Source organism: Siphonobacter aquaeclarae, assembly GCF_900103285.1.
In the GTDB taxonomy this organism is placed as follows: Bacteria; Bacteroidota; Bacteroidia; order Cytophagales; family Spirosomataceae; genus Siphonobacter; species Siphonobacter aquaeclarae.
Genome location: NZ_FNGS01000010.1, coordinates 211,882 through 235,960 on the forward strand (window position 1 = coordinate 211,882; position 24,079 = coordinate 235,960).

General features: G+C 54.6%; 21 protein-coding genes. 9 read left to right on the forward strand and 12 right to left on the reverse strand.

Features of this window, described 5'->3' with window-relative positions; all coding sequences use genetic code 11:
* Positions 1-4: 4 nt before the first annotated feature.
* Complete coding sequence (locus tag BLR09_RS22820) at positions 5-1,804, reverse strand: ArnT family glycosyltransferase (RefSeq protein ID WP_093208144.1); 1,800 nt, start codon at positions 1,802-1,804, stop codon at positions 5-7.
* Positions 1,805-2,028: 224 nt separating this feature from the next.
* On the opposite strand from BLR09_RS22820, the gene BLR09_RS22830 reads away from it, so the two are divergent.
* Together BLR09_RS22830 and BLR09_RS22835 are read left to right on the forward strand one after the other, a co-directional pair.
* Positions 2,029-3,219: a nucleoside permease gene (locus BLR09_RS22830; protein WP_093208148.1), complete on the forward strand. Its 1,191-nt coding sequence runs from the start codon at positions 2,029-2,031 to the stop codon at positions 3,217-3,219.
* Positions 3,220-3,231: 12 nt separating this feature from the next.
* Entirely contained in the window at positions 3,232-4,425 is a 1,194-nt protein-coding gene (locus BLR09_RS22835; protein WP_093208149.1) for a Gfo/Idh/MocA family protein, read from the forward strand.
* Between the two features lie 77 nt (positions 4,426-4,502).
* Here the strand turns inward: BLR09_RS22835 and BLR09_RS22840 are convergent, their stop codons facing one another.
* The 5 genes from BLR09_RS22840 to rpoN all read right to left on the reverse strand — a co-directional run bounded on the left by BLR09_RS22840 (position 4,503) and on the right by rpoN (position 10,691).
* Positions 4,503-5,939, reverse strand: a complete 1,437-nt coding sequence (locus tag BLR09_RS22840; protein ID WP_093208151.1) for a hybrid sensor histidine kinase/response regulator — start codon at positions 5,937-5,939, stop codon at positions 4,503-4,505.
* A gap of 24 nt (positions 5,940-5,963) precedes the next feature.
* A complete protein-coding gene (locus BLR09_RS22845) occupies positions 5,964-6,425 on the reverse strand; it encodes a response regulator (RefSeq protein WP_093208153.1) in 462 nt (153 codons plus the stop codon).
* Positions 6,426-6,461: 36 nt separating this feature from the next.
* Positions 6,462-7,610 carry a sensor histidine kinase gene (locus BLR09_RS22850; protein ID WP_093208154.1) on the reverse strand — a complete coding sequence of 383 codons (1,149 nt, stop codon included), beginning with the start codon at positions 7,608-7,610 and terminating at the stop codon, positions 6,462-6,464.
* A 77-nt stretch (positions 7,611-7,687) separates the two neighbouring features.
* Positions 7,688-9,142 (reverse strand): sigma-54-dependent transcriptional regulator, encoded by a 1,455-nt coding sequence (locus BLR09_RS22855; protein WP_093208156.1) that lies wholly within the window; start codon positions 9,140-9,142, stop codon positions 7,688-7,690.
* Between the two features lie 94 nt (positions 9,143-9,236).
* The gene (gene rpoN, locus BLR09_RS22860) at positions 9,237-10,691 is read right to left on the reverse strand and encodes an RNA polymerase factor sigma-54 (RefSeq protein ID WP_093208157.1); all 1,455 of its coding nucleotides are present in this window, start codon (positions 10,689-10,691) and stop codon (positions 9,237-9,239) included.
* 254 nt (positions 10,692-10,945) lie between these two features.
* Between rpoN and BLR09_RS22865 the strand changes: the two genes are divergently transcribed.
* Together BLR09_RS22865 and BLR09_RS22870 are read left to right on the forward strand one after the other, a co-directional pair.
* A complete protein-coding gene (locus BLR09_RS22865; RefSeq protein ID WP_093208159.1) occupies positions 10,946-12,373 on the forward strand; it encodes a sensor histidine kinase in 1,428 nt (475 codons plus the stop codon).
* A 31-nt stretch (positions 12,374-12,404) separates the two neighbouring features.
* Entirely contained in the window at positions 12,405-12,845 is a 441-nt protein-coding gene (locus BLR09_RS22870) for a response regulator (protein ID WP_245689999.1), read from the forward strand.
* A gap of 1 nt (position 12,846) precedes the next feature.
* On the opposite strand, the gene BLR09_RS22875 is transcribed toward BLR09_RS22870, so the two are convergent.
* From BLR09_RS22875 to BLR09_RS22885, 3 genes are all read right to left on the reverse strand, one after another.
* Entirely contained in the window at positions 12,847-13,314 is a 468-nt protein-coding gene (locus tag BLR09_RS22875) for a hypothetical protein (RefSeq protein WP_093208162.1), read from the reverse strand.
* Positions 13,315-13,319: 5 nt separating this feature from the next.
* Positions 13,320-13,673, reverse strand: coding sequence for a hypothetical protein (locus BLR09_RS22880; protein ID WP_093208164.1), 354 nt, complete (start codon positions 13,671-13,673; stop codon positions 13,320-13,322).
* Positions 13,674-13,754: 81 nt separating this feature from the next.
* Positions 13,755-14,069, reverse strand: coding sequence for a YtxH domain-containing protein (locus tag BLR09_RS22885; RefSeq protein ID WP_093208166.1), 315 nt, complete (start codon positions 14,067-14,069; stop codon positions 13,755-13,757).
* Between the two features lie 390 nt (positions 14,070-14,459).
* Here BLR09_RS22885 and BLR09_RS22890 point away from each other — a divergent pair, with 390 nt between their 5' ends.
* Both BLR09_RS22890 and BLR09_RS22895 read left to right on the forward strand, forming a co-directional pair.
* Entirely contained in the window at positions 14,460-14,795 is a 336-nt protein-coding gene (locus BLR09_RS22890; protein WP_245690000.1) for a response regulator, read from the forward strand.
* Positions 14,796-14,870: 75 nt separating this feature from the next.
* Complete coding sequence (locus BLR09_RS22895; protein WP_093208170.1) at positions 14,871-15,374, forward strand: Dps family protein; 504 nt, start codon at positions 14,871-14,873, stop codon at positions 15,372-15,374.
* Between the two features lie 71 nt (positions 15,375-15,445).
* On the opposite strand, the gene BLR09_RS22900 is transcribed toward BLR09_RS22895, so the two are convergent.
* The 3 genes from BLR09_RS22900 to BLR09_RS22910 form a co-directional block, all read right to left on the reverse strand.
* Positions 15,446-15,937 carry a hypothetical protein gene (locus BLR09_RS22900; RefSeq protein WP_093208172.1) on the reverse strand — a complete coding sequence of 164 codons (492 nt, stop codon included), beginning with the start codon at positions 15,935-15,937 and terminating at the stop codon, positions 15,446-15,448.
* A 51-nt stretch (positions 15,938-15,988) separates the two neighbouring features.
* A complete protein-coding gene (locus BLR09_RS22905; RefSeq protein WP_093208173.1) occupies positions 15,989-17,800 on the reverse strand; it encodes an alpha-amylase family glycosyl hydrolase in 1,812 nt (603 codons plus the stop codon).
* A gap of 230 nt (positions 17,801-18,030) precedes the next feature.
* A complete protein-coding gene (locus tag BLR09_RS22910; protein ID WP_093208175.1) occupies positions 18,031-19,239 on the reverse strand; it encodes an MDR family MFS transporter in 1,209 nt (402 codons plus the stop codon).
* Between the two features lie 118 nt (positions 19,240-19,357).
* Here BLR09_RS22910 and BLR09_RS22915 point away from each other — a divergent pair, with 118 nt between their 5' ends.
* The 3 genes from BLR09_RS22915 to BLR09_RS22925 all read left to right on the forward strand — a co-directional run.
* Positions 19,358-19,810, forward strand: coding sequence for a regulatory protein RecX (locus BLR09_RS22915; protein WP_093208176.1), 453 nt, complete (start codon positions 19,358-19,360; stop codon positions 19,808-19,810).
* 4 nt (positions 19,811-19,814) lie between these two features.
* Positions 19,815-20,720, forward strand: coding sequence for a DUF72 domain-containing protein (locus BLR09_RS22920; protein WP_245690001.1), 906 nt, complete (start codon positions 19,815-19,817; stop codon positions 20,718-20,720).
* Positions 20,721-20,861: 141 nt separating this feature from the next.
* Positions 20,862-24,079: CotH kinase family protein (locus BLR09_RS22925; protein WP_093208177.1), on the forward strand; the 3,218-nt coding region annotated here is incomplete at its 3' end.

Below are 24,079 nucleotides of genomic sequence, written 5' to 3' on the forward strand. Positions count from 1 at the left end.
CTCACTACCTCCCCTGCTGTCCGTTCACAAACGTCACATTCCCCAGCGAATTCCCTTTTACATCATACATCGTCCCTGTACCCGTCAGTGAGATCATCCGGGCATCAGAGAACGTTCCGACAAGCTTGCGCCCATCCATAAACCGGTACTCTCCTTTGCCTTTGGGCATTCCTTTCGCATCATACTCTCCATGCCAGCCGAATTCGTCGCGGAAGCGTACGAGATACGTATCGGGGTTCTGAAGCTGAAGGACAATCTCAAACTTATCCGGGTTCGCCTGTACGACCGGAATCAGGTACCGCGGCGTAGAGGCATACCCGAGGGCATCGATGACGACGAAGGCGGTTTTCCGCTGCCGGAGGTAATCCAGAAACTCTTTCTGATTTTCGGTGAACCGGTAGTTCGATACATAGCTATCCGAGAAGACGACGAAAAGGCTGGGCTTCCGGCAGATGACCATCGAATTTTTCGGCGCGTTCTCCCGTATCCAGGCGGCTGCCTGGAAATAGTTCTCATGAGCAGGGTCATAGCCCGGAACGCGGGCGATCTGCCGCAGGTACTTGATACCTGACCCCGGCCGCGTTTCGGTCGCGGCCTGCCCGATCATCCCCGGAATCAACAACAGGAATGCCAGCGGTATAGCTACGTTACGCACCGCTGGACTGGTCACGCCTGCCTTCTGAAGCGCCAGCCCGATGCCATACCACAATCCATACAAGCCGCAGAATACCAGGAAAGGCACCAGGTGCAGCATGAGCCGGTTTCCGGTCCATACCTCCGGGTAAATGAGCAGCAGGGCGAATGTCGCCGCTGCATACCCGGCAATCAGCAGGCGAAACTGCCGCAGGTGGTACCAGCCAAACGCCGTCACGACGAGCAGCAGCAAACCTGCCATCCATTCACCTGAACTGACCGGCAGAGTATAATCGTCAATATTCGTACTCAGAACGCCGGAAGGAATTTCCCGGGTGATGTACCGCTCGGTATTGTGCCAGAAGCGGTCGACCCACCCCCCGAAACCCTGCACGACGCCTTCTTCCGGGCGAAGCGGATTGATCATTTGCATGTCCCGGACGTGGCTGTCGCCGCCCAGTTTTGCCGCCCGTATCTGCCAGGGCAGAATTCCGAGGAAGAAAATCACTCCCATGAAGACGATATGCAGCCACTTTTTCCGGAACAGAAGGTACAGCCCGGCGCCCGCCAGTATCATCAGCCCCGTCTGTCGGACGTAGTAGGAAAAGACTACGCAGACGGCAAATCCCCAGAAATATGGGTCCTTCCAGGGCGCTTTTGAGATATCTGCCCGGGCAAAAAGCCATAGCGCCAGCAGCGAGATGAAGAAGTACGTCATCTCGCTCATCATCATCGACGAATATTGCAGGATATAGAAGTTGAGCAATACCAGCAGGGCGCCGGCAAAAGCCAGCTGAATATTCCGGCCCATTCTTCGGAACAGGTCAAACAGCATCAGTACCGAAGCAATGAGAAAGAAGCCGTTAAAGGCCTGTATCGTCGTTGTCTTGTCTGAAAACAGCTTCATGATAACGGCGATCACGAAGGGATAACCCGGAGGAAAGTGGTTGGCCGGGACCTTCTCCGGCCCCAGAATACCCACATACCCATCGCCCTGCGCGATAGCCTTTCCAAGGATGTAGTAGTCGGTGGCATCTCCGGTAAGGGAGAGTTTTTTATCAAAGACATATTGAAACACAAACCAGCCGATCAGGGCGAGAAGTGTCAGGTAGAGGTAGATCAGAACAGAACGCCCGGCGGGTTGTGCAGGCGGCGGAGAGGTCGTTTTCATTCAGCTGTCGGCTATTGCGGCCCGGAGGCAGGGTTCCTCCGGAGGGCCGCCCAAAGATACAGTTAGTTTTCCAGCGGGAAAGACACGCAGGACGCTGCCGGCGGTTGTTCCGAAAACAAAACGTTCCGGAAAAAAGAGAATATTCCCGAAAACTGTTAAACTCGCAAAGCCGGGCAGGCTTTGGCACATTCCGGCACGTTTTCCTCTAAACAACAAACGATCTGATGAAGCTTTCCACCCGGATTCAGCTCATGGTCATGATGTTTCTCCAGTTTTTTACCTGGGGCGCATGGTATGGGCAGGTCACTAAATACCTCGGTACCGCGCTCGGTGCTACCGGGGAGCAGCAGGGCGCTGCTTTTTCCACCTTCTCCATTGCGATGATTCTGGCGCCGTTCTTTGTCGGGATGGTTGCCGACAGGTACTTCTCCGCCCAGAAAGTACTCGGCGTGCTGAATCTGCTCGGCGCCGGGATTCTCTGGTTTCTGACACAGGCGTCGAGTCCGGATGCCTTTTTCTGGCTCCTGCTGGCATATTGCCTGACCTTCACGCCGACGCTCGCGCTGACCAGTACCATCGCCATGAGCCAGATGGCAAAACCGGAAAAGGAATTTCCGGGTATCCGCGTGCTGGGTACCATCGCCTGGATCGTGGTCGGAAACATCATCGGAAACATGGGGTTTGGAGCGACGGTGACCATTTTTCACCTCGCCATGGGTGCTTCGGTCGTTTTGGGCCTGTTTGCGTTTACGCTACCGGACACGCCGCCGAAGGCCGGCGGACCGGCTTCTATCGGGCAGATTCTCGGTACGGATGCGCTGGTACTCTTCAAAGACCGCTCTTTTCTGATCTTTTTCCTGTCGTCCGTTCTGATCTGTATTCCCCTGTCGTTTTACTATGCGATGGCGAACCCGTCGCTGACGGATTCGGGTATGACGAACGTCGAAAGCAAAATGTCCCTCGGCCAGGCATCGGAAGTTATTTTTATGCTGCTGCTGCCCGTTGCCTACAACCGCCTCGGGGTAAAATGGACGTTTATTGTAGCCCTGCTGGCGTGGATTGTCCGCTTTCTCTGCTTCGGATTTGGAGACGCGGGGTCGGGCGAGTGGATCCTCTACCTCGCCATCATTCTGCACGGCGTCTGCTATGATTTCTTCTTTGTAACAGGGATGATCTATACCGACAACAAAGCCGGCGAACGGATCAAAACCCAGGCCCAAAGCCTCATCACCCTCGCCACGTACGGCGTAGGCATGGGAATCGGCTCCTACATTTCCGGTATTTTGAAAGATATGTTTACGACGGGCAGTACGGTCGACTGGCGCAGCTTCTGGATGTTTCCGGCCGGTATCGCAGCCGTGATTCTGGTACTGTTTATCGCCGTCTTTCAGGAAAAGAAAACCACCAACGTTTAAACCTTTACTTCAATGGCCAATATTGCCATGCTCGGCTCGGGCTTCATCGGGCGTTTTTACGCTGAATCGATTCATGGACAACGCTCCCGCGACCGTGTTGTCGCCATTTATGCCCGGAGCGAGAAAAATGCCCGCAAATTTTCGGACGATTACGGATGCGACCTCTGGAGTACCGATATGGAAGAGGTTATCTCGCATCCCAGTGTGGACCTGGTTTGCATCGCCCTTCCCAATAACCTGCATGAACCGGCTGTGATGGCCTGTGTCAAACACAAAAAGGCTGTTATCACCACCAAACCCCTCGGGCGTAACGGCGAAGAAGCCCTCCGCATGCTTAAAGCGGTGGAAGAGGCCGGTATTTTTGCCGGATACCTCGAAGACCTCTGCTACACACCGAAGTTTCTCAAGGCGCTGGCATCGGTGAAGGAAGGTTCGCTGGGCCGTATTCTCTGGGCGAAATCGCGGGAGACCCACCCCGGGCCGCACTCGTCCTGGTTCTGGGACAAGGAGCAGGCCGGCGGCGGTTGTATCCTCGACCTCGGCTGCCACTGCATCGAAATCACCCGTAGTTTCATCGGAAAGGATATCAAGCCGGTCGAAGTCATGTGCTGGGCCGATACGCAGGTGAAGCCGATCGACGCCGAAGACCACGCCATCGGTCTCATCAAGTACGAAAACGGTGCCATCGCGCAGTTCGAAACCTCCTGGACGTTCCGCGGCGGAATGGACCTCCGCGACGAAGTCATGGGTACCGAAGGCACGATCTGGATCAACAACTTCCTCCGGACAGGATTCGAGATGTTCACCACCGGCAAGGGAGGCGACTACATCGCAGAAAAGGCCGAAAGCGACTCAGGATGGCTGTTTCCGGTCGGAGACGAAGTCAACGACCTCGGTTATAACCACATGTTTACGGACATGTTTAACGCCTTCGAAAAAGGGCAGGAGCCGGCAGAGACATTTTACGATGGCTATGTCGTCAATGCGATTATTGACGCAGCGTACCGCTCCGCCAAAACAGGTATCTGGGAAAAAGTAGACCTCCCCGTCTGGCGCGGTCAGGAAGGGTTGACCAAGGAAGGGCACCTGACCGAATACGACGCCGACCACTACCTCATCAAGGAAGAAATGACGCACGACGGCCGCCGGGTGGTCGTACTGAAGGAAAAAGCGTCGGGTAAGTTTGTGGAAAAGCAACTGAACTAAGACGCCGTTTCTGTGTATTCTGTGCTTTCTGTGAGAAAAAAATTTAAGCTCACAGAAAGCACAGAATACACAGAATATCAGGCACCCGCCAGCGGGAAATGAATGGTAAAGGCCGTTCCCCGTCCCACCTCTGATTCTACATCTATACTCGCCTTGTGCGACTGAACAATGCTCAGCGTAGCCGCCAGACCCAATCCGATACCGTTGTTTTTGGAGGTAAAATACGGTTCGAAAAGCCGGCCCAGGTGTTCCGCGGGGATACCTGCCCCATTATCCTGAATCAGGACGTAGCAATTTTCTCCGGCGACGTGGTTTCCGATCCGCAAGACCCCCGCCTCAGGTTCCATTGCCTCTATGGCATTGACAACAATATTAAGCAGGGCAATTTTGATCTTCTCCTTGTCTACCCGCACGAGGCAATCTTCTCCGTACTCTTTTTCCAGCGAAATACTCTTCAGCTGAATCCGGTCGAGCGCCAGGGATAGCGTCTCATCCAGAATCTGATGAATGGGGTAGGGGGCGAGCGACATCTCCGTCTGCCGGGAAGAATTGAGCAATTCCGAAATCAAATCGTTGATCCGCTGGGAATTACGTTTGATGATCTGGGGATAAACGCTCAGGTTTTCGTCGTCTATTCCATTGACGAGCTCGTCTGCCGAGAGGTTAATATTCGTCAGCGGATTGCGGACTTCGTGCGCCAGCGTCCGCACCAGGCGGGCCGTAGCGGCTACTTTCTCCGACAACAGGGCATCCCGTTCGGCTTTTTTCCGGGCCGTGATATCATGGACAATTCCCTGTATCTGCTGAGAGCCAAAACCATCCGGCTGAAGGCTGGCGTAAATGGTGCAGTACCGTTTTTCCCCGAGATTCGTCACCAGCGCAACCTCAAAATCCTCGATTTCCCCGAACTGATCCAGCATACCTGAAAAAAGGGCATACCGGTCGGTACTTTCGAATAACTCGGGTACGCGGCGTGTCCGGAACTCGTCCGATGAGTACCCGAGCAGTTCCGTACCGTTTGGATTGACGTACAGGAAAGTACCGTCCGGCGTCGCCAGAAAGATCATTTCCCGCAGCTGATTAAACAGACTTCGGTAGCGTAATTCGCTTTCTCTCAGGCTATTGAGCGTAGCGGCGCGCTCAAGCGCATACCGGATACAGCGCTCCAGTTTCTCCGCGTCGAGATCCCGCTTGACGAGGTAATCCATCGCTCCGCGGCGGGTCGCTTCTTCGTCCACACGGCGGTCTCCGCGTCCTGTCAGCAGTACCATCGGAACGAAGATGCCGCGCTGATGCGCCTCCTCGATCAGATCGAGACCGGTTTTCGCCCCCAGGTAAAAATCCACGAACACAATGTCATGGGTCTGGGAGTCGATCTTCTCCATCGCGACGGCATATCCGTTGACCCAGTCGGTCTGAAATTGCCGTCCGGGAATATCGCGGAGGTACTCTGTCGTCAGGAGGAAGTCATCTTCGTCGTCATCGACGATCAAAACCCGGGTTATTTCGCTCATACATTCTTTCTGGTATTGATGACACTATTCCCTGACAGAAGGGAGCTGAACGATTTCGAACCAGTATTGCCCGAGCGACTTGGTGACTTCGATGAAGTCCCGGAAGGTCACCGGCTTGGTAATGAAGCAGTTGACGCCCAGGTCATAGCTTTTGACGATATCTTCTTCTGCCTGCGAGGTAGTCAGCACAATAATCGGAATACTGCGCAGGTCCGGATTGGTTTTAATTTCCCTGAGAGCCTCCCGCCCGTCTTTGCGGGGCATGTTGAGATCGAGGAGTATCAATCCCGGCCGGGGACTGCTCGCGGGGTCGGCATACCGTCCGCGCCGGAGAAGGTAATCGGTGAGTTCGACGCCGTCTGCGACAAACCGTATTTCATTGAGGACGAAATTCTCCTCCAGTGCTTCCCGGGTCATTTCCCGGTCGTCTTCATCGTCATCGGCGACCAGTAAAACAACCGGCTTTTTATGATGTATCGTTTTCATGGCGTACGGTGGCGCCAGGGAAAGGTTCGCCCGGCGCTACCTCATTTCATTTTTCTGTTGCTCGGGCAGAAGGAGAACAAAAGATGTCCCCTGGTGATGCTGACTCCGGGCGAAAATGACGCCGCCGTGATTTTCCACGATACGCTTGCAGATAGCCAGCCCCATGCCGGCACCTTCGTACTCCGATCGGCCGTGCAACCGACGAAACAGGGTAAAAATCTGTTCCGAATAGGCTTCCTCGAAGCCTATGCCGTTATCCGTTACTGAAATAGTGTAGAATTTTTGCCCCAATGGCAGACGATACTCCCCGACTTCCTGCCGGGTAGCCACCCGCGATTCAATCGTAATCTGCGGCTGCTGGCTTGTCGGCATAAACTTCAGCGCATTGCTGATCAGGTTCTGAAACAACTGATGCAGCTGCGTAGCCAGACCGGATACCACAGGTAGTTTGCCGGTTTCGACCCGGGCGTTTGTTTCCGAAAGCCGGAGTTCAAAATCGCTCAGTACATTGGTGATGACAACGTTCAGGTCGACCGGTACAAACGGCTCCTCCGGCCGGGAAAGCCGGGAATAGCTCAGCAGGCTTTCGATGAGCAGCTTCATGCGCTGGGTAGCGTCGAGCATCCGGGAAAGATAGTGCCGGCCTTCCTCGCCGAGGCTAACGTGGTGCCGGGCCTGGAGCCGCTCGCCGAACGAGGTAATCTTCCGGAGCGGCTCCTGGAGGTCATGCGAGGCGATATAGGCAAACTGCTCCAGCTCATGGTTGGAGCGGTCAAGCGCGCTGACCTTGTCTTTCAATTCATGTTGAAAACGGGTATTGGCCGTAATATCCGCGGAAATACCGACGAGACGGATACGGTCATCCTCATCTACGCGCCGGGCGCGCGAGATCAGTACCAGTTCTTCTCCGGTAAAGGAGCGGGCCCTGTACTGCACTTCGATGGGTTCGGGCGAGACCAGCATACGCCGGAACTCTTCCTGCAGCCGCGTGCGGTCGTCTTCGTGCACATGCTGCATATACCATTCGACGGTGACAGGCGGAAAAGGTTCGGTGAAGCCGAATACCTTGTACAGCCCTTCGGACCAGAGAATGGTTTCCTGGCCGGTCTGCCAGTCGAACGTCCCGAATTTGAGGAGACTTTCGGCCTCCTGGAGGTAGACGTGGCTATCAAAAACGGTAGGCATATAATCCGGGGGAAAAGCAAAACCGAAGCCAGATCGGGAATCTTTCTTCGGTAGCGCGCGTCAGGACATGACCGGACTCAGGACAAATGGTAATTCTTCATTTTGTTGTACAGCGTCTTCCGGTCAATACCGAGCAGAATAGCTGCCTTGCTCTTGTTAAAATTCACCTGTTTCAACGTCTTCAGAATCATGTCATATTCCGCTTCCAGGGCCGCTGAGCGCAGGTTGGGCTTCTCCGGTATCCTTGTCGCTTCCGGAACAATCGTTTCCGGAAAAACGGGGACGGACGGAGCGATCACCGGCTCCGGTACAAATACCGGGAGCGGCTGCTGGGAATCGAGCGACTGAAGTTTGTTGAAATGGACGATTTCGAAAGGCAGGTCCCGTGATTCGATCCGCTCGCCGTCGGTCAGCAGCGTAGCCCGCTTGATGACGTTTCGCATTTCCCGGAGATTACCCGGCCATTCGTAGTGCATGAAAAGCCGGATGACGTCGTCTGCAAAGCCCTGTACCCGCTTTCCGAGCTCCCGGTTCGTTGCCTGCAGAAAGTAATCGGCAAAGAGCATGATGTCCGAATGCCGCTCGCGCAGCGGAGGTACGTCGATGCTGAACTCGTTGAACCGGTAGTATAGATCTTCCCGGAACCGTCCTTTACGGGCCGATTCAATCAGCCGCTCATTGGAGGCAACGATGATGCGGACATCAATCGGAATTTCCTTGCTGCCGCCGAGCCGGCGAAGCTTGCGTTCCTGTACTACGCGAAGCAGGGATACCTGCACGTCGTAAGGCAGATTGCTGACTTCGTCGAGAAAAAGGGTGCCGCCGTGTGCCTGCTCAAAATGCCCGATCTTCTGGTTGAGCGCTCCGGTAAAAGCGCCTTTTTCGTGGCCGAAGAGCTCAGATCCGGCCAGCTCCTTCGAAATAGCACCGCAGTCCATCGCCACAAAAGGACCGGATGAACGTTTGCTGCGTTTGTGAATTTCCTGGGCGACGGCCTCTTTCCCCGAACCGCTTTCCCCGTAAATAATGACGCTGTAGTTGGTCGGTGCGACGAGGTCTACCTGCCGGAACAGGTACTTCGATTCAGGTCCGTTGCCGAACAGGTACTGCTCCGGTTCCCGGCGGGTTGCGGGAGTAGCCGCCGCGACGGTTTCCTCGCCGGTCGGTCTGGCTTCGTTGGAGAGCGCCTTGCGGATCGTTACCAGGATTTCGTCCGGGAAGAGGGGTTTTGTTACATAATCAAATGCTCCCTGCTTCATCACGCTGACCGCGATCTTGATATCGGAATAGCCCGTGATGACGATGACGGGTACATGCGGGAACTGTTCCTTGATCCGGACGAGTAACTGACCGCCGTCCATATCGCCGAGGCGGAAGTCGGTCATCACCAGATCCGGCTTGAACTCCGTGAGCTGTTCCAGACCGGAGGCGCCGGTATGGGCAATGGCGACTTCGAAGCCGTTGCGGCCCAGAAATCGCCTGAGAAGCAGACAGATGTCCGTATCGTCGTCAATTACGAGAATTTTCTGCATAGAGAACAATTATTAGGCACCTGTAAAATCGCCTTTACGGGGTTGGTAGTTCCGTAGCCAATGAGAGGTTAAAAATACAGATTCCGGCGTGGAGTCATACACCCCGCCGGTATTGAGCCGCCTGAATACCGAGCTGATCCCGGTACTTGGCGACTGTCCGCCGGGAGATCATATAGCCCTGCCGCGCAAGAAGCCGCATCAGATCGAAATCGTTAAACGGTTTTCGCTTGTCTTCCGCCGAAATATGTTCCACCAGCGCCTGCTGTATGGCTTTGTTCGAAACTTCTTCGCCTGTTTCCGTCCGGATACCTTCCGTAAAGAGCGTCTTCAGGTGAAGCAGGCCAAACGGCGTCTGGGCGTATTTCCCCGAGGTCACCCGTGAAATAGTCGAAATATCCATTCCGATCCGTTCGGCTACATCCTTCAGAATCATCGGTTTGAGTTGACGGACATCTCCCGTTTCAAAAAACGGGCGTTGAAGGTGAACCAGCATACGCATCGTCTTTTCCATGGTATTTTCCCGTTGACGGATGGCATCGACCAGCCATTGAGCCGACTGGAGTTTATTCCGCAGGTACGTTGCCGCACCGCGCTCGCGGCTGGAACCGATGAGTCCCGTCAGCGAATGATTGACCCGGATATCGGGCCAGTTGCCCCGGTTGAGCGTCACTTCGATGCGACCGTAGTCGTCGTAGTGGAGAATATAATCCGGAACGATACCGCTCTTGACCAGCATGGAATCGGTATTTCCGCCGGTGATCGGTCGGGGATTCAGTTTGGCGATCGTCGCGAGCGCTTCCCGGAGTTCTTCTTCGGACAGGCTGAGTACGCGGCAGATCTTTTCAAAATTGCGGTTGGAGAGTTCCGTAAAACACTCGGTTACAATATCCAGCGCCCGGAGTGATCCGGGTGTTGCTTTCCGGCGTTCAAGCTGCAACAGCAGGCATTCCCGCAGATCTCTGGCGGCAAGACCCGGCGGGTCCAGCTCCTCTTTGATGCAGGAAAGAACGTCCTCAACATTCGTACTGTCGATAAAAATTCCATGCCCGAAGGAGTAGTCGTCAGCCAGTGATTCGGCATCGGCGGGCAAAAAGCCGTCGTCGTCCAGTGAATCAATCAGAAAAAAGGCAAGTTCACGTTGTTCTTCGGAAAGGTCGAGCCAGCGGGCCTGCTCCTTGATCGCTTCCCGCCAGGTTTCCTGCTCTACGATGGGAGAGGCGTACAGATCGTCATCTGCATTGGGGTCCTGACTGAGGCGGAGTTTGTATTCAGGGATATCATCATGACCGAATTCGTCCCAGTCCCGGAAATCCTCCACCCCTTCAGGCGTATCAAACTCGGCCGTAACGGGTTCGGAATCAGGGGACGTCTCCTCAGCGGCCTCTTCGTTCTGCCCTTCTTCGAGGAGGGGGTTCTCTTCGAGTTCGTTCCGCAGGTGCTGCTCCAGCTCCACGGTCGTCAGCTGAAGGAAATTCAGAAACTGAATCTGCTGCGGGGCGACCTTCAGCGTATGCTTCTGTGTTTGCGATAAATTTACGGAAGTACTCATAAGTCAAAGCGGTTTGGAATTAAGTGGCGGTAGGGGAGAAACGTATAATTTCAGGCCACCCGGAAGCAGGAGGGTGAACGCAGACCGGCGTTGCATGCTTTTTTTATTGATTATCAAGCTTTTTTTGCATGACGACCATAGAAAAACACCAAAAGGGAAAGTGCTGATTTCGAACCGGTAGGAAAAGAGGGGTCAAACGGGAACATCCTCTTATTTCCCCAAAGTGTAGAAAATCGACCACTGAATCATATCGAATGAAAGGTTCTACCGTATGGTTGCTGAACGTTTCGGCAGCCTCTGCGATGGCTGTGCTTATTCTCCTGACCTACTTGTGTCTGGACCAGGTACGCACGGCCGTCTGGTTCAATGACCGGGTGGATCATACGTACCAGGTCATCCTGGAAAGTGAAAAAATGATGTCACGGGTGAGGGAAGCGGAAACAGGGCTGCGCGGATACCTGCTGACAAACAACGAACGCTTTCTTCAATCCTACCACGACGCGCGTGATGCCTATGAGGTATCCATGCAACGGATGGATTCGCTTTCCCGGGATAATGTTCACCAGTTGCGCCGCCTGGGGATTATCCGCAGCCTGCTTCGGGACAACTGGCGGGTAACAGATGAAAACATTCGTCTCTCTTCCCAGAAAAAAGTATCCAAAACCATCGAGCAGGCCAACGTCCTGAAAGGAAAAGCGACGATGGACGCCGTTAAGTCGGTTGTTCAGGAAATGCAGCAGGAAGAACGGCGGATTCTGGATGGACGCATGTCGGCCCGGGAACGGAAATTCAACCTCACACCGGCATACCTGCTGGTGCTGGCTTTTCTGGCCGGCGGGCTGCTGGTACTATCTGCGTTCTTCCTCCACAAGGAGCTGCGCCGGCGGGTGCAGACGCAGAAAGACCTGGAAAAGAAAGTGGAAGAGCTGAACCGGTCGAATGCCGAGCTGGAGCAGTTTGCCTATGTTGCGTCTCATGATTTACAGGAGCCGCTCCGCAAAATCCGGGCGTTTGCCGACCGCCTGCTGATGAAACAGCGCGACGGACTGACGGAAGAAGGAAAAATCATGCTCGATAAGATTTCCGGATCTGCCGAACGCATGCAGGGGCTGATCAACGACCTATTGACGTTCTCCCGCATGGTCAATAATCCCGATGCGACAGAGCCGACGGACTTTAACCGCATTTTCCAGGAAGTTGAATCGGATCTGTCGATGAGCATCGCCGAGCATCAGGCGGAGATTCACTGCGATCCCCTGCCTGAGCTGATGGCCCACCCTAACCAGATCCGGCAGCTCTTCATCAATCTGCTCAGCAATGCGCTCAAGTTTTCGAAAAGTACCGGAAAAGTGGTGATTGAAATACGCCACGAGGAAGTGTCCGGGCAGGATATCCCCGGACTTGATTCGGAAATCCGGAAAGAACAACGGTACCACAGGTTTCAGGTGATCGACAACGGAATCGGCTTTGAGCCGGAGTATGCCGAAAAGATTTTCGTGATTTTTCAGCGCCTCCACGGGAAGTCTTCCTACAGCGGTACGGGGATCGGGCTGGCGATTTGCCGCCGGGTCGTTACCAACCACGGCGGGTATATTTTCGCCGAGGGAAAACCCGGCGAAGGTGCTATATTTACGTTTTATCTGCCCTCTGATTCAGACACCGAAGGATTTACGATCGACTAGCGCCGCCGCACAGCGCCGCATGTTTAACTCTATGAATACGCAAATACCCATCCTTATCGCCGATGATGATGAGGACGACCGGTTTCTCATCAAGACAGCGTTCCGGGACAATCAGTTTACCAACGAGCTTTTCTTTGTTTCTGACGGGGTAGAGCTGATGCATTTCCTGACCCGCCAGGGGCAGTATGCAGATGCCGAGAAATATCCCCGGCCGGGTATTATCTTCCTCGACCTGAATATGCCCCGAAAGGACGGTTGGGAAGCGCTTTCCGAGATCAAGCAGGATCCCGAGCTGCGGTCTATTCCGGTGGTGGTACTGACAACGTCCAACTCGGAGCGTGATATTCTGCGGACGTATGAGTCGGGAGCAAATTGCTACATTACGAAACCCATTTCGTTCGATCAGTTGCTGCAGATCGTCAGGAGCTTCGGCCATTTCTGGCTACAGGTGGCCTCTATTCCAGGCCGGTAGGTCAGAGCGGTACGCGGCTGGCCGGCGCCGGGTCGTCCGTGACCCGTTTCACCCAACGGAAAAAGCGTTCTTTCGCCGTGCGTTTCGGCTTTGGCGGGCGTTCTTCCGTCACATTCCTTACCCAGCGGAGCGTCTTCTCCAGTACTTCATCCCGGTTTTGCGAGAGGTAGTTGGTCGTGGCGCGCTTCAGTACCAGCGGCAGCAACACCCGAACCGGCCAGACAGCCCGGCCGATCGGCGTAAGTGCCAGGGCCAGATCCACACCTTTTCCGATACCCAGGTGCAGTAATGCGTTTTGCGGACGGGCCATGAGGCCGGTGGCGACCTTGAATGCCTGTTTCGCCGGATTTATTTCTTCCTTGATACCGGACAGCTGCTGTCGGATCTGCGCCCGCGAGGTTTCCAGCTGGTTGGTCAGCCGGGCCTGCTCAGCGACAAGGTCGGATCGATTCTGAATACTTGTTCCCATGGAAGCTAGTCGACGTAAAATTTACGGATAAAGGCGTTGAGGACAGGCATCTTGATAAACTGCCCCCGCACGAGGTACAGGATGCCGGTCAGCACGGCATAGCCGAGTGCCACCCAGGCGAAGCCGCCGGCCATACTGCCGGTTTGTTCGCCGATCCACAAGGCCAGGGCAATACTGCCAAAAAGGCACACCATGCCCCCGAATACAGCCAGGATCAGCACCGCAGCAAGCGACGATACACCGTCGGCAATGCGGTCTGCGGTTTTCAGAACGGTCAGGTTCCAGCGGGCTTCGATGTACTCCGTAACATGTTCAAATAGATCTTCTGCAGAGTTTTTCAGGTCTTTGAAGGGTTCCATGGGCAAACAGCGTGAGTCGGGTTAAATTAAAAAAGGGGGACTCCGTACGAGTCCCCCTTTCATCAGACGAACCGTCAGTGATTAACCTAATTGTTCGTTAACTTTCTTCTTGGCTGAGTCGGCTGCTTCTTCGGCATGTGCCTGGAAGTTTTCGAATTTAGTACGGGCCTTATCGCGGAGCTCGGTCGCTTTCGTAGTGGCCTGGCCTTTCAGGTCTTCGAGGGTGATTTTCCCTTTCTGAATCGCTTTGAGGATTTCGTCCGCTGCATCATTCACCTGCTTTTTCATCTTGCCACGCGTTTCGGACCCTTTATCCGGTGCGAACAACAGTCCGATCACCGCACCCGCAGCCGCAGCTGTTACGATTCCCAAAAAGATTTTACCGTTGTTAGACATAACATCTTCGGTTTAAATGGTGAGACTTCGAAATACAGACTCCGGTGTTAAACACCTGTGCCATACCGGCAATTTTCCGAAAAAAACTTACTCGGACTGGGCGGAATGTGATAAACAAATCAATTGATACGCTGTTTGGTCGGTTTTGCCCTTTTTCCGGTGAGGAAAAAAGGTTTTTCAGTCCTGGCCTGACCCAATTTGGGGAAAAATACACACATTTTAAAATGGAATATTTTTTTATATATTTGGCTCGGATACCGCACCGTACAGGTGTTTTAGGTTAGGTGGAAGATCGGCATTGGGCAAGTCCACCGGACTTGCCCAATCTTTTTAGAGCCTTTGACCGGGTTCACGTTTCCTGCCCCTCTACGTTTGCATACTCTGATGGATATGAAAGTACTGATCGTCGATGATGAAGAGGATTTGTGTTTGCTCCTTGGAAGCTTCCTTCGCAGAAAGCAGGCGGACGTCAGCTATGCCAATAATTTGACAGAAGGGCTTGAACAGTTCCAATCCGGACATCCTGACGTGGTTTTTCTTGATAATAACCTGCCCGACGGCATAGGTCTCGACGTCCTGCCGGACTGGCGGCGGCGGCATCCTGACAGCCGCATTGTCATGATCAGTGCAATGAGTAATCTCCGGGAAAAAGCCCTCGCATCCGGCGCAGATGCCTTCCTCGAAAAGCCCCTCAGCTTCCATTCTGTGGAAGCCGTTCTCCGTTGAATTTTTTGCCCGGTTTTCCTGTCGGAAATTGTTTCCCGGGTACAGTCTTTTTGCTCTTTCCGGAAAAAGATTTTTATGAAAGATACGATCACTGCATCGGCCAAAGCCGCCGTCGAACTGGGGATTTCCGATGCCAACATCCGGACCGTTACCGATATCCTCAACACCCTTCTGGCAGATGAACACGTTTTGTACGTCAAAACCCGGAATTACCACTGGAACGTGGTTGGCCCGAGCTTCATCGAGTACCACGAGTTTTTTGAGCGCCTGTACAACGAACTGGCTGAACAGATCGACGAAATCGCCGAGCGCGTCCGCGCCCTTGGTCAGCACCCGATCGGTTCAATGGCCGAATTCCTGAAATTTGCCAGCCTCAAGGAAACCAAACACCCGTACAACGAACCGCTGTCGATGATCGGAGAGTTGCTCCACGATCACCAGGCACTGAGCCGCTGGCTCCGCGACCAGATCGAAATCACGGAAAGCAAAACCAGCGACACCGGCACAACCGATTTCCTGACCGGCCTTCTCCGCTACCACGAAAAGGTATCCTGGATGCTCCGGTCTTACCTGTCATGAGGGAACTGATTCCACAGTAAAAAAGGACGACCGGCCGGTCGTCCTTTTTTACGTATACCTGATAGCGTTTATCAGTCCTGAAGGCTCTTCTGCGCTTCGTCAATCTTGTCGTTCAGGCTTTTCTTCAAGTCCTTCCATTCCTTCTTCGCGTCGCTTTTCAGGTCCTTGAGCGAAGCGTCAAGCTTGTTCTTTTCCGACTCCAGTTTGGCTTTACGCTCTTTCCAGCGGTCTTTTTCCTTGTCTTTGGCGGAACGGATTTTGGCGTCTACCCGGTCGATTTCCTTCTGAAGCGCTACTTTTTCATCCTCGATCTTGAGGGTGAATTCTTTCCGCTCTTTTTCGATTTCTTCCTTGGTCTGCGCGGTAGCGTCCTTTACATCCGAAGCAACATCGTCATAGGCTTCTTTCACCTTGTCTTTGGTGTCGTCGGCAGCCTTTTCGACTTTTTCCTGGGCCTCCTGCGCGTCATCGGCAGCTTTGTGCTTGTCTTTCTCGGTGCAGCCGGTCAGGACAAAAAGACTCAGGGCAAATGCGGACGCTAACGTCATGAATTGCTTTTTCATAAGATAAAGGTTGTTTGTATTGGTTTGCACAAAGGAACGTGCCAGCAGTGCTTATTCGTTTGCGTTCTGTGAAAAAATAAGTACTCCATAGGGCGCCAGGCTGATGGTTGCCGAAGAGGGCAGGCCGTCGAGCGGCTCATCCAGCGCCAGGGTATCGTATACCGACAGATTGGTGAATTCTTCGTCATAATCCCCGAAATCACTGTTAAAACGTAATTTCCATAGCCCGGAAGCGGGCAGGCCGATCCGGTATGAATCGAATGTCTGGTTCGAGAAGTTGGCGACGACGACCGTGCTGTCCTGACGCCCCCCGTCGAGCCAACGGTGATAGGCGATGACCTTGTCTGTCGTGTTTTCGTGCATGACCTGTATGTTCGGTCCCGTCAGTCCGCGGGTCCATCCGTCGAGGTTTCGCCGGAGTCCGATCAGGTCGCGGTAGAGTTTCGCAATACCCCGGAACGTAAGCAGGCGGCTCCAGTCAACCGGATCGGCATCGTCAAACCACTTGTCCTCCAGTATCGTCTGCCCCTGGAAGAGCATCGGAATACCCGGTGCCGTCAAAACCAGCGCCGCGCCTAGGGTAGAGCGTTTCTTGGCGAAAAAGTCGTTCACATCTTCCGCAATTTCCTGAGCTACGCGCGCCTGGCCGTTCGCGACTTCGTCATGCGATTCGGTATATACCACGCGCTGAAACGGATCTCCGTTGTACCGGCGCTCGAGTGCCGTCCGGATTTTGCCGGTATCGCGCCCGGCATCGTCGGGCTGAATGAGTACATCGCGGACCGGATGGACGAAATCGGCGTCCCACTGACTGCTGTATCCCAAACCTCCCTGCTGTACCGGCGCAGTGATGAGGTCGAGGCCGTGAAGATCTTCGGCGACGGTAAACTTGTGCGGGTACTTCTCCCGGATTTCTCCGTTGATCCACCGGATGAGCGAATACCCGTCCTGTAGCATACCTTCCGGGTTTTCGTCTCCGTTTACGTGGCGGATATAGGGTACCATGTCCATACGGAGGCCGTCGACGTGGAACTCTTCAATCCACATAATTGCATTGTCGCGGATGTACTGGCGGACTTCTGCACGGCCATAGTCAGGCCGGGTATCACCCCAGGGGGTTGTGGCACGCCAGTCATTGTAGAAGTAGATACCTCCCTTGTCGTTTTCGCTCCAGCCGTCAAACTGCCAGAGGTCCAGGTCAGATGGGCCGAAGTGGTTATAGACGACGTCCAGGACGACCGCGATTCCGCGGAGGTGTGCTTCCCGCACCAGCTCCTTGAATCCGTTCGGGCCGCCGTAGCCGGACTCCACCGCGAAAGGGTGTGCCGGATTATAGCCCCAGGAATAATCTCCGGGAAATTCAGCAATCGGCATTACTTCGATCGCGTTGACACCGATCAGGCGCAGGTAGTCGAGCCGCGCAATGGCATCCCGGAATGTACCCGGGTGGCCTTCTTCCGGCGCGTAGTAGGTACCGATGTGCAGTTCGTAGATGACAAGCTGGTTCCAATCGTCGATACGGAAGCGGGCTTCTTCTTCGCCCCAGTCGAACGACGGATCGTATACAACCGAATTACCGGCCGAATTGGTCACTTCCCGCGCATAGGGATCGTTGCGTTCGAGTATGCCGGCCGGGGTTTTCAGGTGAAACTTGTATTGGTGGCCTGCTTCTGCTTTTTCGTGAAAGAGGCTCCAGAATCCATTTTCTTCAAGGGAAAGAGGCTCGGGCTGCCAGTCGTTGAAGTCGCCCGCAAGGCTTACTTCCGAAGCATTCGGCGCCCAGACGCGGAAACTGGTTCCTTCATTTTTCAGAAAAACAGCGCCCATTCCGGGGCGGGTACTGGGTTGGGGAATGACAAGCATGGTGGAGGATTTTTCCTTCACTCAAAAAAGCCTGTACCAAATGAAAGGAGAAATGCCTTCGAAATGCCGGGTGGGGAAGTGTAGAAAAAATACCCCGGAACGTTCCGGCAAGCACAAAAAAATAAGGCCTCCTTTGAGAAGGCCTTACCGCTAGCGAAACCGGAAATTCCGGAATTGATAGTAAAACGACGCAGCCGGCTCGAAAGTTTCAGGGTTGAAAAATAGTCTCACTAATTTCCAGAAAAAGATTCCTTTTTTTTCAGGAAGCGGAAAAGGAGCAACAAACCCGTTGTAGCAAAGAGTGAAAAGGCAATCATCAACCACCAGGCCGAGGCAAAACTGAACCGGCTGATGAACTGCGTTCCGATCAGCGGCGCCGAAATCTGGGCGATAGACCAGGCTACCGTATACAGGGCAGTGTATTGCCCCCGGTTATGCGGTTGCGAGCGCTGGATGGCAAAGGTATTCATGAACGGCATGGCCAGCATTTCCGCAAACGTGGCGACGATCATGGAAATGATGAGCCACTGTATCCCGAAAAATACATTGAAAATGAAATAGGAAACGGCTACGAGGAATGTCCCGACTGCCATCAGCAAGAGCCCCGGAACCCGGTTTTCCAATTGGTGGACAAGTACCATTTCGATCACGACGATGATCACGCCGTTGAGCGCCATGAGGTTGCCGATCTGGTTTTCGGACAGGTGGTACACTTCCTTGTAATACACCGGTACCGTCGAGAACAGCTGGAAAAACGTGATGGCGAAGAAGGTGACGAAAAGGATGAATACGAGGTAGGTGTGGTCGTGGTACGCCGAATCCCCAGCCGTTTTGACCCGTTGGGAGGCCGTTTCGGGAGCTTTGGGTTTCGGAAGTGTCAGCCGGAGTACCAAGCTGGCGCCGAGGCACGTCAAACCATCCACCCAAAACAGCAGGGAATAATCCCGGGAAGCGAGCCACCCGCCGATAGCCGGACCGAGAGACCAGCCGAGGTTAATCGCCAGTCGGTTAAGGGAATACGAGCGCGTGCGGTTCTCGGCGGTGCTGTAAAGCGCAACCGCCGCCGTCACAGCCGGCCGGAATGCCTCCGCCATCATACCCAGCGTAAACGTACCGATGCAGAGCTGTGAAAAGGTACGCAGCTGCCCGACGACGAGAAACATCAGCCCGCCGAGCATCAGGCTGATCCACATTACGGAATAGGAGCCGATGCGGTCGATCAGGCGGCCGCCGAGCATCGTTCCGGCAATCGACCCGACGCCGAAGAGCGCCATGATGATCCCGGCCTGGTCGATGCTGAAATGCAACGCCTGGGTCAGGTATACGCCGAGAAAGGGAATCACCATCGCGCCGGAGCGGTTGATGAACATCACAATCGCCAGCAGCCAGATGGAATGGGAGAGTCCCCGGTAAGCAGATCGGTAGAGTTGAAGAAGCATAAAACAGGGGAAGGTATCTCTTCCGGAAAAGCGTTTTCCCGCGGATAGGTTCCCATCGACGGGGAATCTTCGGGAAGCGGCTTCAAGGTCGTATCTTTCCACCGAAAATCCAGTAGCCATGAACGCAGACGCACTGAGACAGGCCGCTCATTTTTGCGCATACCAGGAACGTACCGTACGGGAAGTCCGGGATAAACTCCATGCCTGGGAGGTATCGGAGGAAGATGCGGACGAGATCATCGCCCGCCTCCAGGCCGATGGATACCTGAGTGACGACCGTTTTGCGCGGAGCTTCGCCGGCGGTAAGTTCCGTACCCGGCAATGGGGAAAGATCCGGATCGAACAGGAAATGCGGCGCAAGGGTATCGCCGACGCCGAACGGAAATCGGGTATCGCCGAAATAGACGCCGATGAATATGCCCGTACCCTGAAAAGCCTGCTCGACAAAAAAGCAGCCTCCCTTAACGAATCCGATCCCTGGAAACGGCGACAGAAACTCGCCCGTTTTGCCATGGGAAAAGGCTATGAAGCAGACCTGATCTGGCGCGTGCTGGGGGAGGAGGAGGAATAAGGGTATGATGCGATTCGGCGTAGTCCCGCGGGAAGAGCTGGACAAAGTGGATTTCAGCCTGCCGGCCGATCATCCGGCCAACGACGATGTACTTTCCGGTACACCTGCCGGAGACCTGCAGATACTGACCGGCTGTCCGAGCTGGAAGGAAGACAGCTGGGTAGGCAAAATCTATCCCTATTCCATGAAAGAGGGAGAAGCGCTCGAACACTATACCCGGCAGTTTAATACACTAGAGCTCAATGTAACGCATTACGCGATTCCGACGGATGCGACGATCGCCGCCTGGCGCGAGGCCGCGACGCCCGGTTTTACCTATTGCCCGAAATTCCCCCAAATCATCAGCCATAAGCTGGAACTGCTTAATTCAGAGGATATTACCCGCGATTTCTGCGGGCAGATGCTCAAACTGGGCGAATACCTGGGTATGCCATTTCTGCAAATGGGGCCGGGGTTCAATCCGCAAAAGGGCAAGTCGCTGCTGCAATACCTGGACAGGCTGCCGTTTACCGTGGCGGTGGAACTCCGGCACCCGGGGTGGTTTGAGCCGAAAATCTGGAACCGGACCTGCGAAGTGCTCCGCGAGCGGGGCCACGGCCTGGTGATTACCGATGTGCCGGGCCGCCGCGATGCTGCGCATATGAGCCTGACGATGCCGACCGCGATGATTCGTTTTTTGGGAAATGACCTGCACCCGACGGATTATACCCGCGCCGACGAATGGGTTCAGCGCATCCGCGTCTGGCGCGACAAGGGGCTGGAAAAGCTATACCTGTTTATTCACTGCCATTCAACCATCGACGCTCCCGAGCTGGCCCGCTACTGGATCGAGCAACTGAATGATACGCTGAAGATGCGGTTGAAACTACCGGTATTTCTTCCGAAAAATGATCAGTTGTCGATGTTCTGATTTTCGGGAACACCCGCCGGAAAAATGGAAAATGCAGCCTGCTGATTAACCGGTTCCTGCCGTTCGCTAACTCCCTGGCGTTTGCTTGACAGTTGGTAATTAATATTTGGTAGTTTGGGTCTTTGATCCGCACCAATATACATGAAAGCGTTTCGTATGTTCTGCCTTATCTGGCTTGGCGCCGGTCCGGGTACGGCAATCTCCCAACAAGTGTATATCAACGAAATCATGGCTTCCAACAGCCGCACCGTCAGCGACGCTACCGGGGCGGAGGAAGACTGGTTTGAGATCTACAATCCCAATGCTTTTTCCGTCAATATCGGAGGGTATTATGTCACAGACGATGCTTCACGACCGACGAAATACCGTTTCCCGACCGGGTCGGCTCAGACCATCGTCCCGGCCAATGGTTTCATCCTGATATGGGCCAGCGAGGCCCCGCAACGTGGTGTGACGCACGTCGGGTTTAAGCTTTCCGCAGACGGGGAGACCATCAGGCTGTACGCTTCTGACGGCACTACCCTGATCGATGGCGTTACCTTCGGCCCGCAGCGACCGGATATTTCCTACGGTCGGCAAACCAACGGGAGCAATACCTGGGTGTACTTTCCGACTGCAACGCCGGGGGCGGGAAACCAGATCTCTGCCGGGTATCCGGGCCTCGCCGGGGCGCCGCTTTTTTCCAAAGAGGCTGGATTTTATACCGGAGGGTTCAGTCTTACCCTGTCTTCCCCGGAAAATGGAGCGACGATCTATTATACCCTGGATGGTTCGGAGCCGGATTCCGCGAATGTGGGCGGAACAACCTTTCAATACAAAAACAGCTATGCAGAAAATCCGGGACAGTCTTCCGGACCGTTGCTGAATGAAACATTCCGCAGCTGGAAATATACAACGCCGCTTTCGGTAGCAGACAGGTCATCGTCGCCCAATAAAGTCTCGGTCAAATCCTCCACTATTCATCAGAATCCAACCTTTTACTTTCCGTCTTCTTCGGTATTCAAGGCAACAGTCGTGCGGGCGCGGACCTATAAACCCGGTACTGTTTCCAGCGACATCGTAACGAAGACCTACTTTATTACCCCGGACACGGCCCGCTTCCGGCTGCCGGTTGTTGCCATCAGTCTGCCGGAGAAATCGTTATTTCATTATAATACAGGCATTTACACGGCGGGAAAGGTATTTGACGATTTCCGGGCGGCCAATCCGAGCTTCCCCACCGGTGAACTATGTATGCCCGGGAATTTTGCGCAGGACGGAGAAGCCTGGGAACGTTCGGGAAATGCGGAGTTTTTCGTCGGAAAATTGCCGGTAATCGGCCAGTCCGTCGGCGTGCGGATTCACGGAGGCTGCACGAGCTCCGTTTACCGGAAAAGCCTTCGCCTGTACAGCAGCTCCGATTTCAGCTACCCGTTTTTCGATAGCCGGCCGGCTTCTCTGGCCTATAAACGGCTCGTCCTGCGGAACGGCGGGAACGATTTCCGGTATACCATTCTGATCGATGATGTGATGCAAAAAATGGCGGCGCACCTCCGGCTTACGAGCCAGGCACACGAGCCCGCCGCGGTATACCTCAACGGAGAGTACTGGGGAGTTCACACGCTGATGGAGCGGTATGATAAATACTTTTTTGAACGGGTGCATGGCGTACCCGCCGATTCCCTGGATATGGTCACGATCAGCCATGGCGTCGATGTGGATGAAGGAACCGCCGATCAGTATAACCTGCTCCGCAACTATTTCCAGGCAACCGGCTCTCCTGACCTGAATTACCTGAAAACCCTGATGGATACCGACTGTTTCGCGGATTATCAGATCGTGGAGATTTTCGGGGGAAATACCGACTGGCCTCAGAATAACCTGGTTATGTGGCGGAAGCGCATAGCCTATAATCCACAGGCCGGTTTTGGGGATGGGCGGTGGCGCTGGGCTCTCAAAGACATGGATTACTGCCTGAGTATGGTCAATGACGCGACATTCAATACGCTGGAATGGGCGACGAGCTCCGGTACGTATCCGGACTATACCCGTTTTCTCCGGCGGATGCTGGATATCCCGGCATTCAGAAACTACTTCATCAACCGGTTTGCCGACCTGCTCAATACAGCTTTTCATACTACCCGTACGACTACCCTCTTTAACGCACAAAAGGCTGTTTACCAGCCTGATATGCCCGAGCACTTCAGCCGCTGGCCCGGCAATGCCAGCTATACGTCGTGGCAGACGAATACCAACGCCGTTACGACGTTTCTTCAGCAACGGCCGGCTAACGTCCGCAATCACATCCGCAGCAAGTTCGGGCTGTCCTCCAACCGAAACCTGACCGTCAATGTCTCCGACGCGGCTCAGGGATATGTCAAAGTCAATACCATCGATGTACTGCCTGCTACTCCCGGTGTACCCGCCAATCCATACCCGTGGACCGGTATCTACTTTCAGGGCGTGCCGGTAACGGTGGTCGCCAAACCCAATCGCGGCTACAAATTTCAACACTGGAAAGACGGAGCAACGATATTGACGACAGATACGACGCTGACGCTGGCATCGCTTACTGCCGACCGCACCCTGCTGGCCGTTTTCGTCGTCGACTCGGCCTTCAACAGCAAGCCGCCGGCCTATAACCTGGTCCTGTGCGACTACCGTTTCCAGAGCTGGGATGCTGCCGCGCCGGCCGGTACCTATCCGCCCAATATGCAGTTTGTCTCGATGAATCAGGACGATCCGGGCCTTACTGCGGTTCCTGCCGATACGGTTAAAGGCGCCTACAACTACTCCTCCCGCACCCGCATCAACGGCCTGGGTAGTAACGGAATCGCCTTTATCAATACCGGCAACGACAATACCAATCCGGGGTATGTACCGAGCCGCCTGGGAGGTGCGCTGCTGGCCCTGCGGACGCTCGGGCTCAACCAGGCCTTTGTGCAGTGGACCGGCGGGACAGTCACGCCCAACAGCCGGCAGTACCGCATCCGCCTGCGCTACCGGATCGGAGATACCGGCCCGTTTCAGGACCTGACCGACGGCGGCGGTAATCCCGTCGAATACGTCCGGAATACTACTGCCGGCCATAGCCAGACCTTCGGCCCGGTGGCGCTGCCGGCGGCGTTGCTCAACCAGCCTTACGTACAATTACTGTGGCAGTATTATTACACGGGCATAGGCACGTCGGGGTCGAGGGATCAGCTTCGGATCGACGATATTGTTGTTTCCAGGGATAAATGCGAGAGCGTGGCATCGGGAAGCTGGCAGGTCAAAACGACCTGGAGCTGCGGGCGGGTACCGTCGGTTTGCGACGACGTCGTGATCAAAAACGGACACGTTATCACCATTGCGAATGCCGAAGCCCGAAACCTGCAACT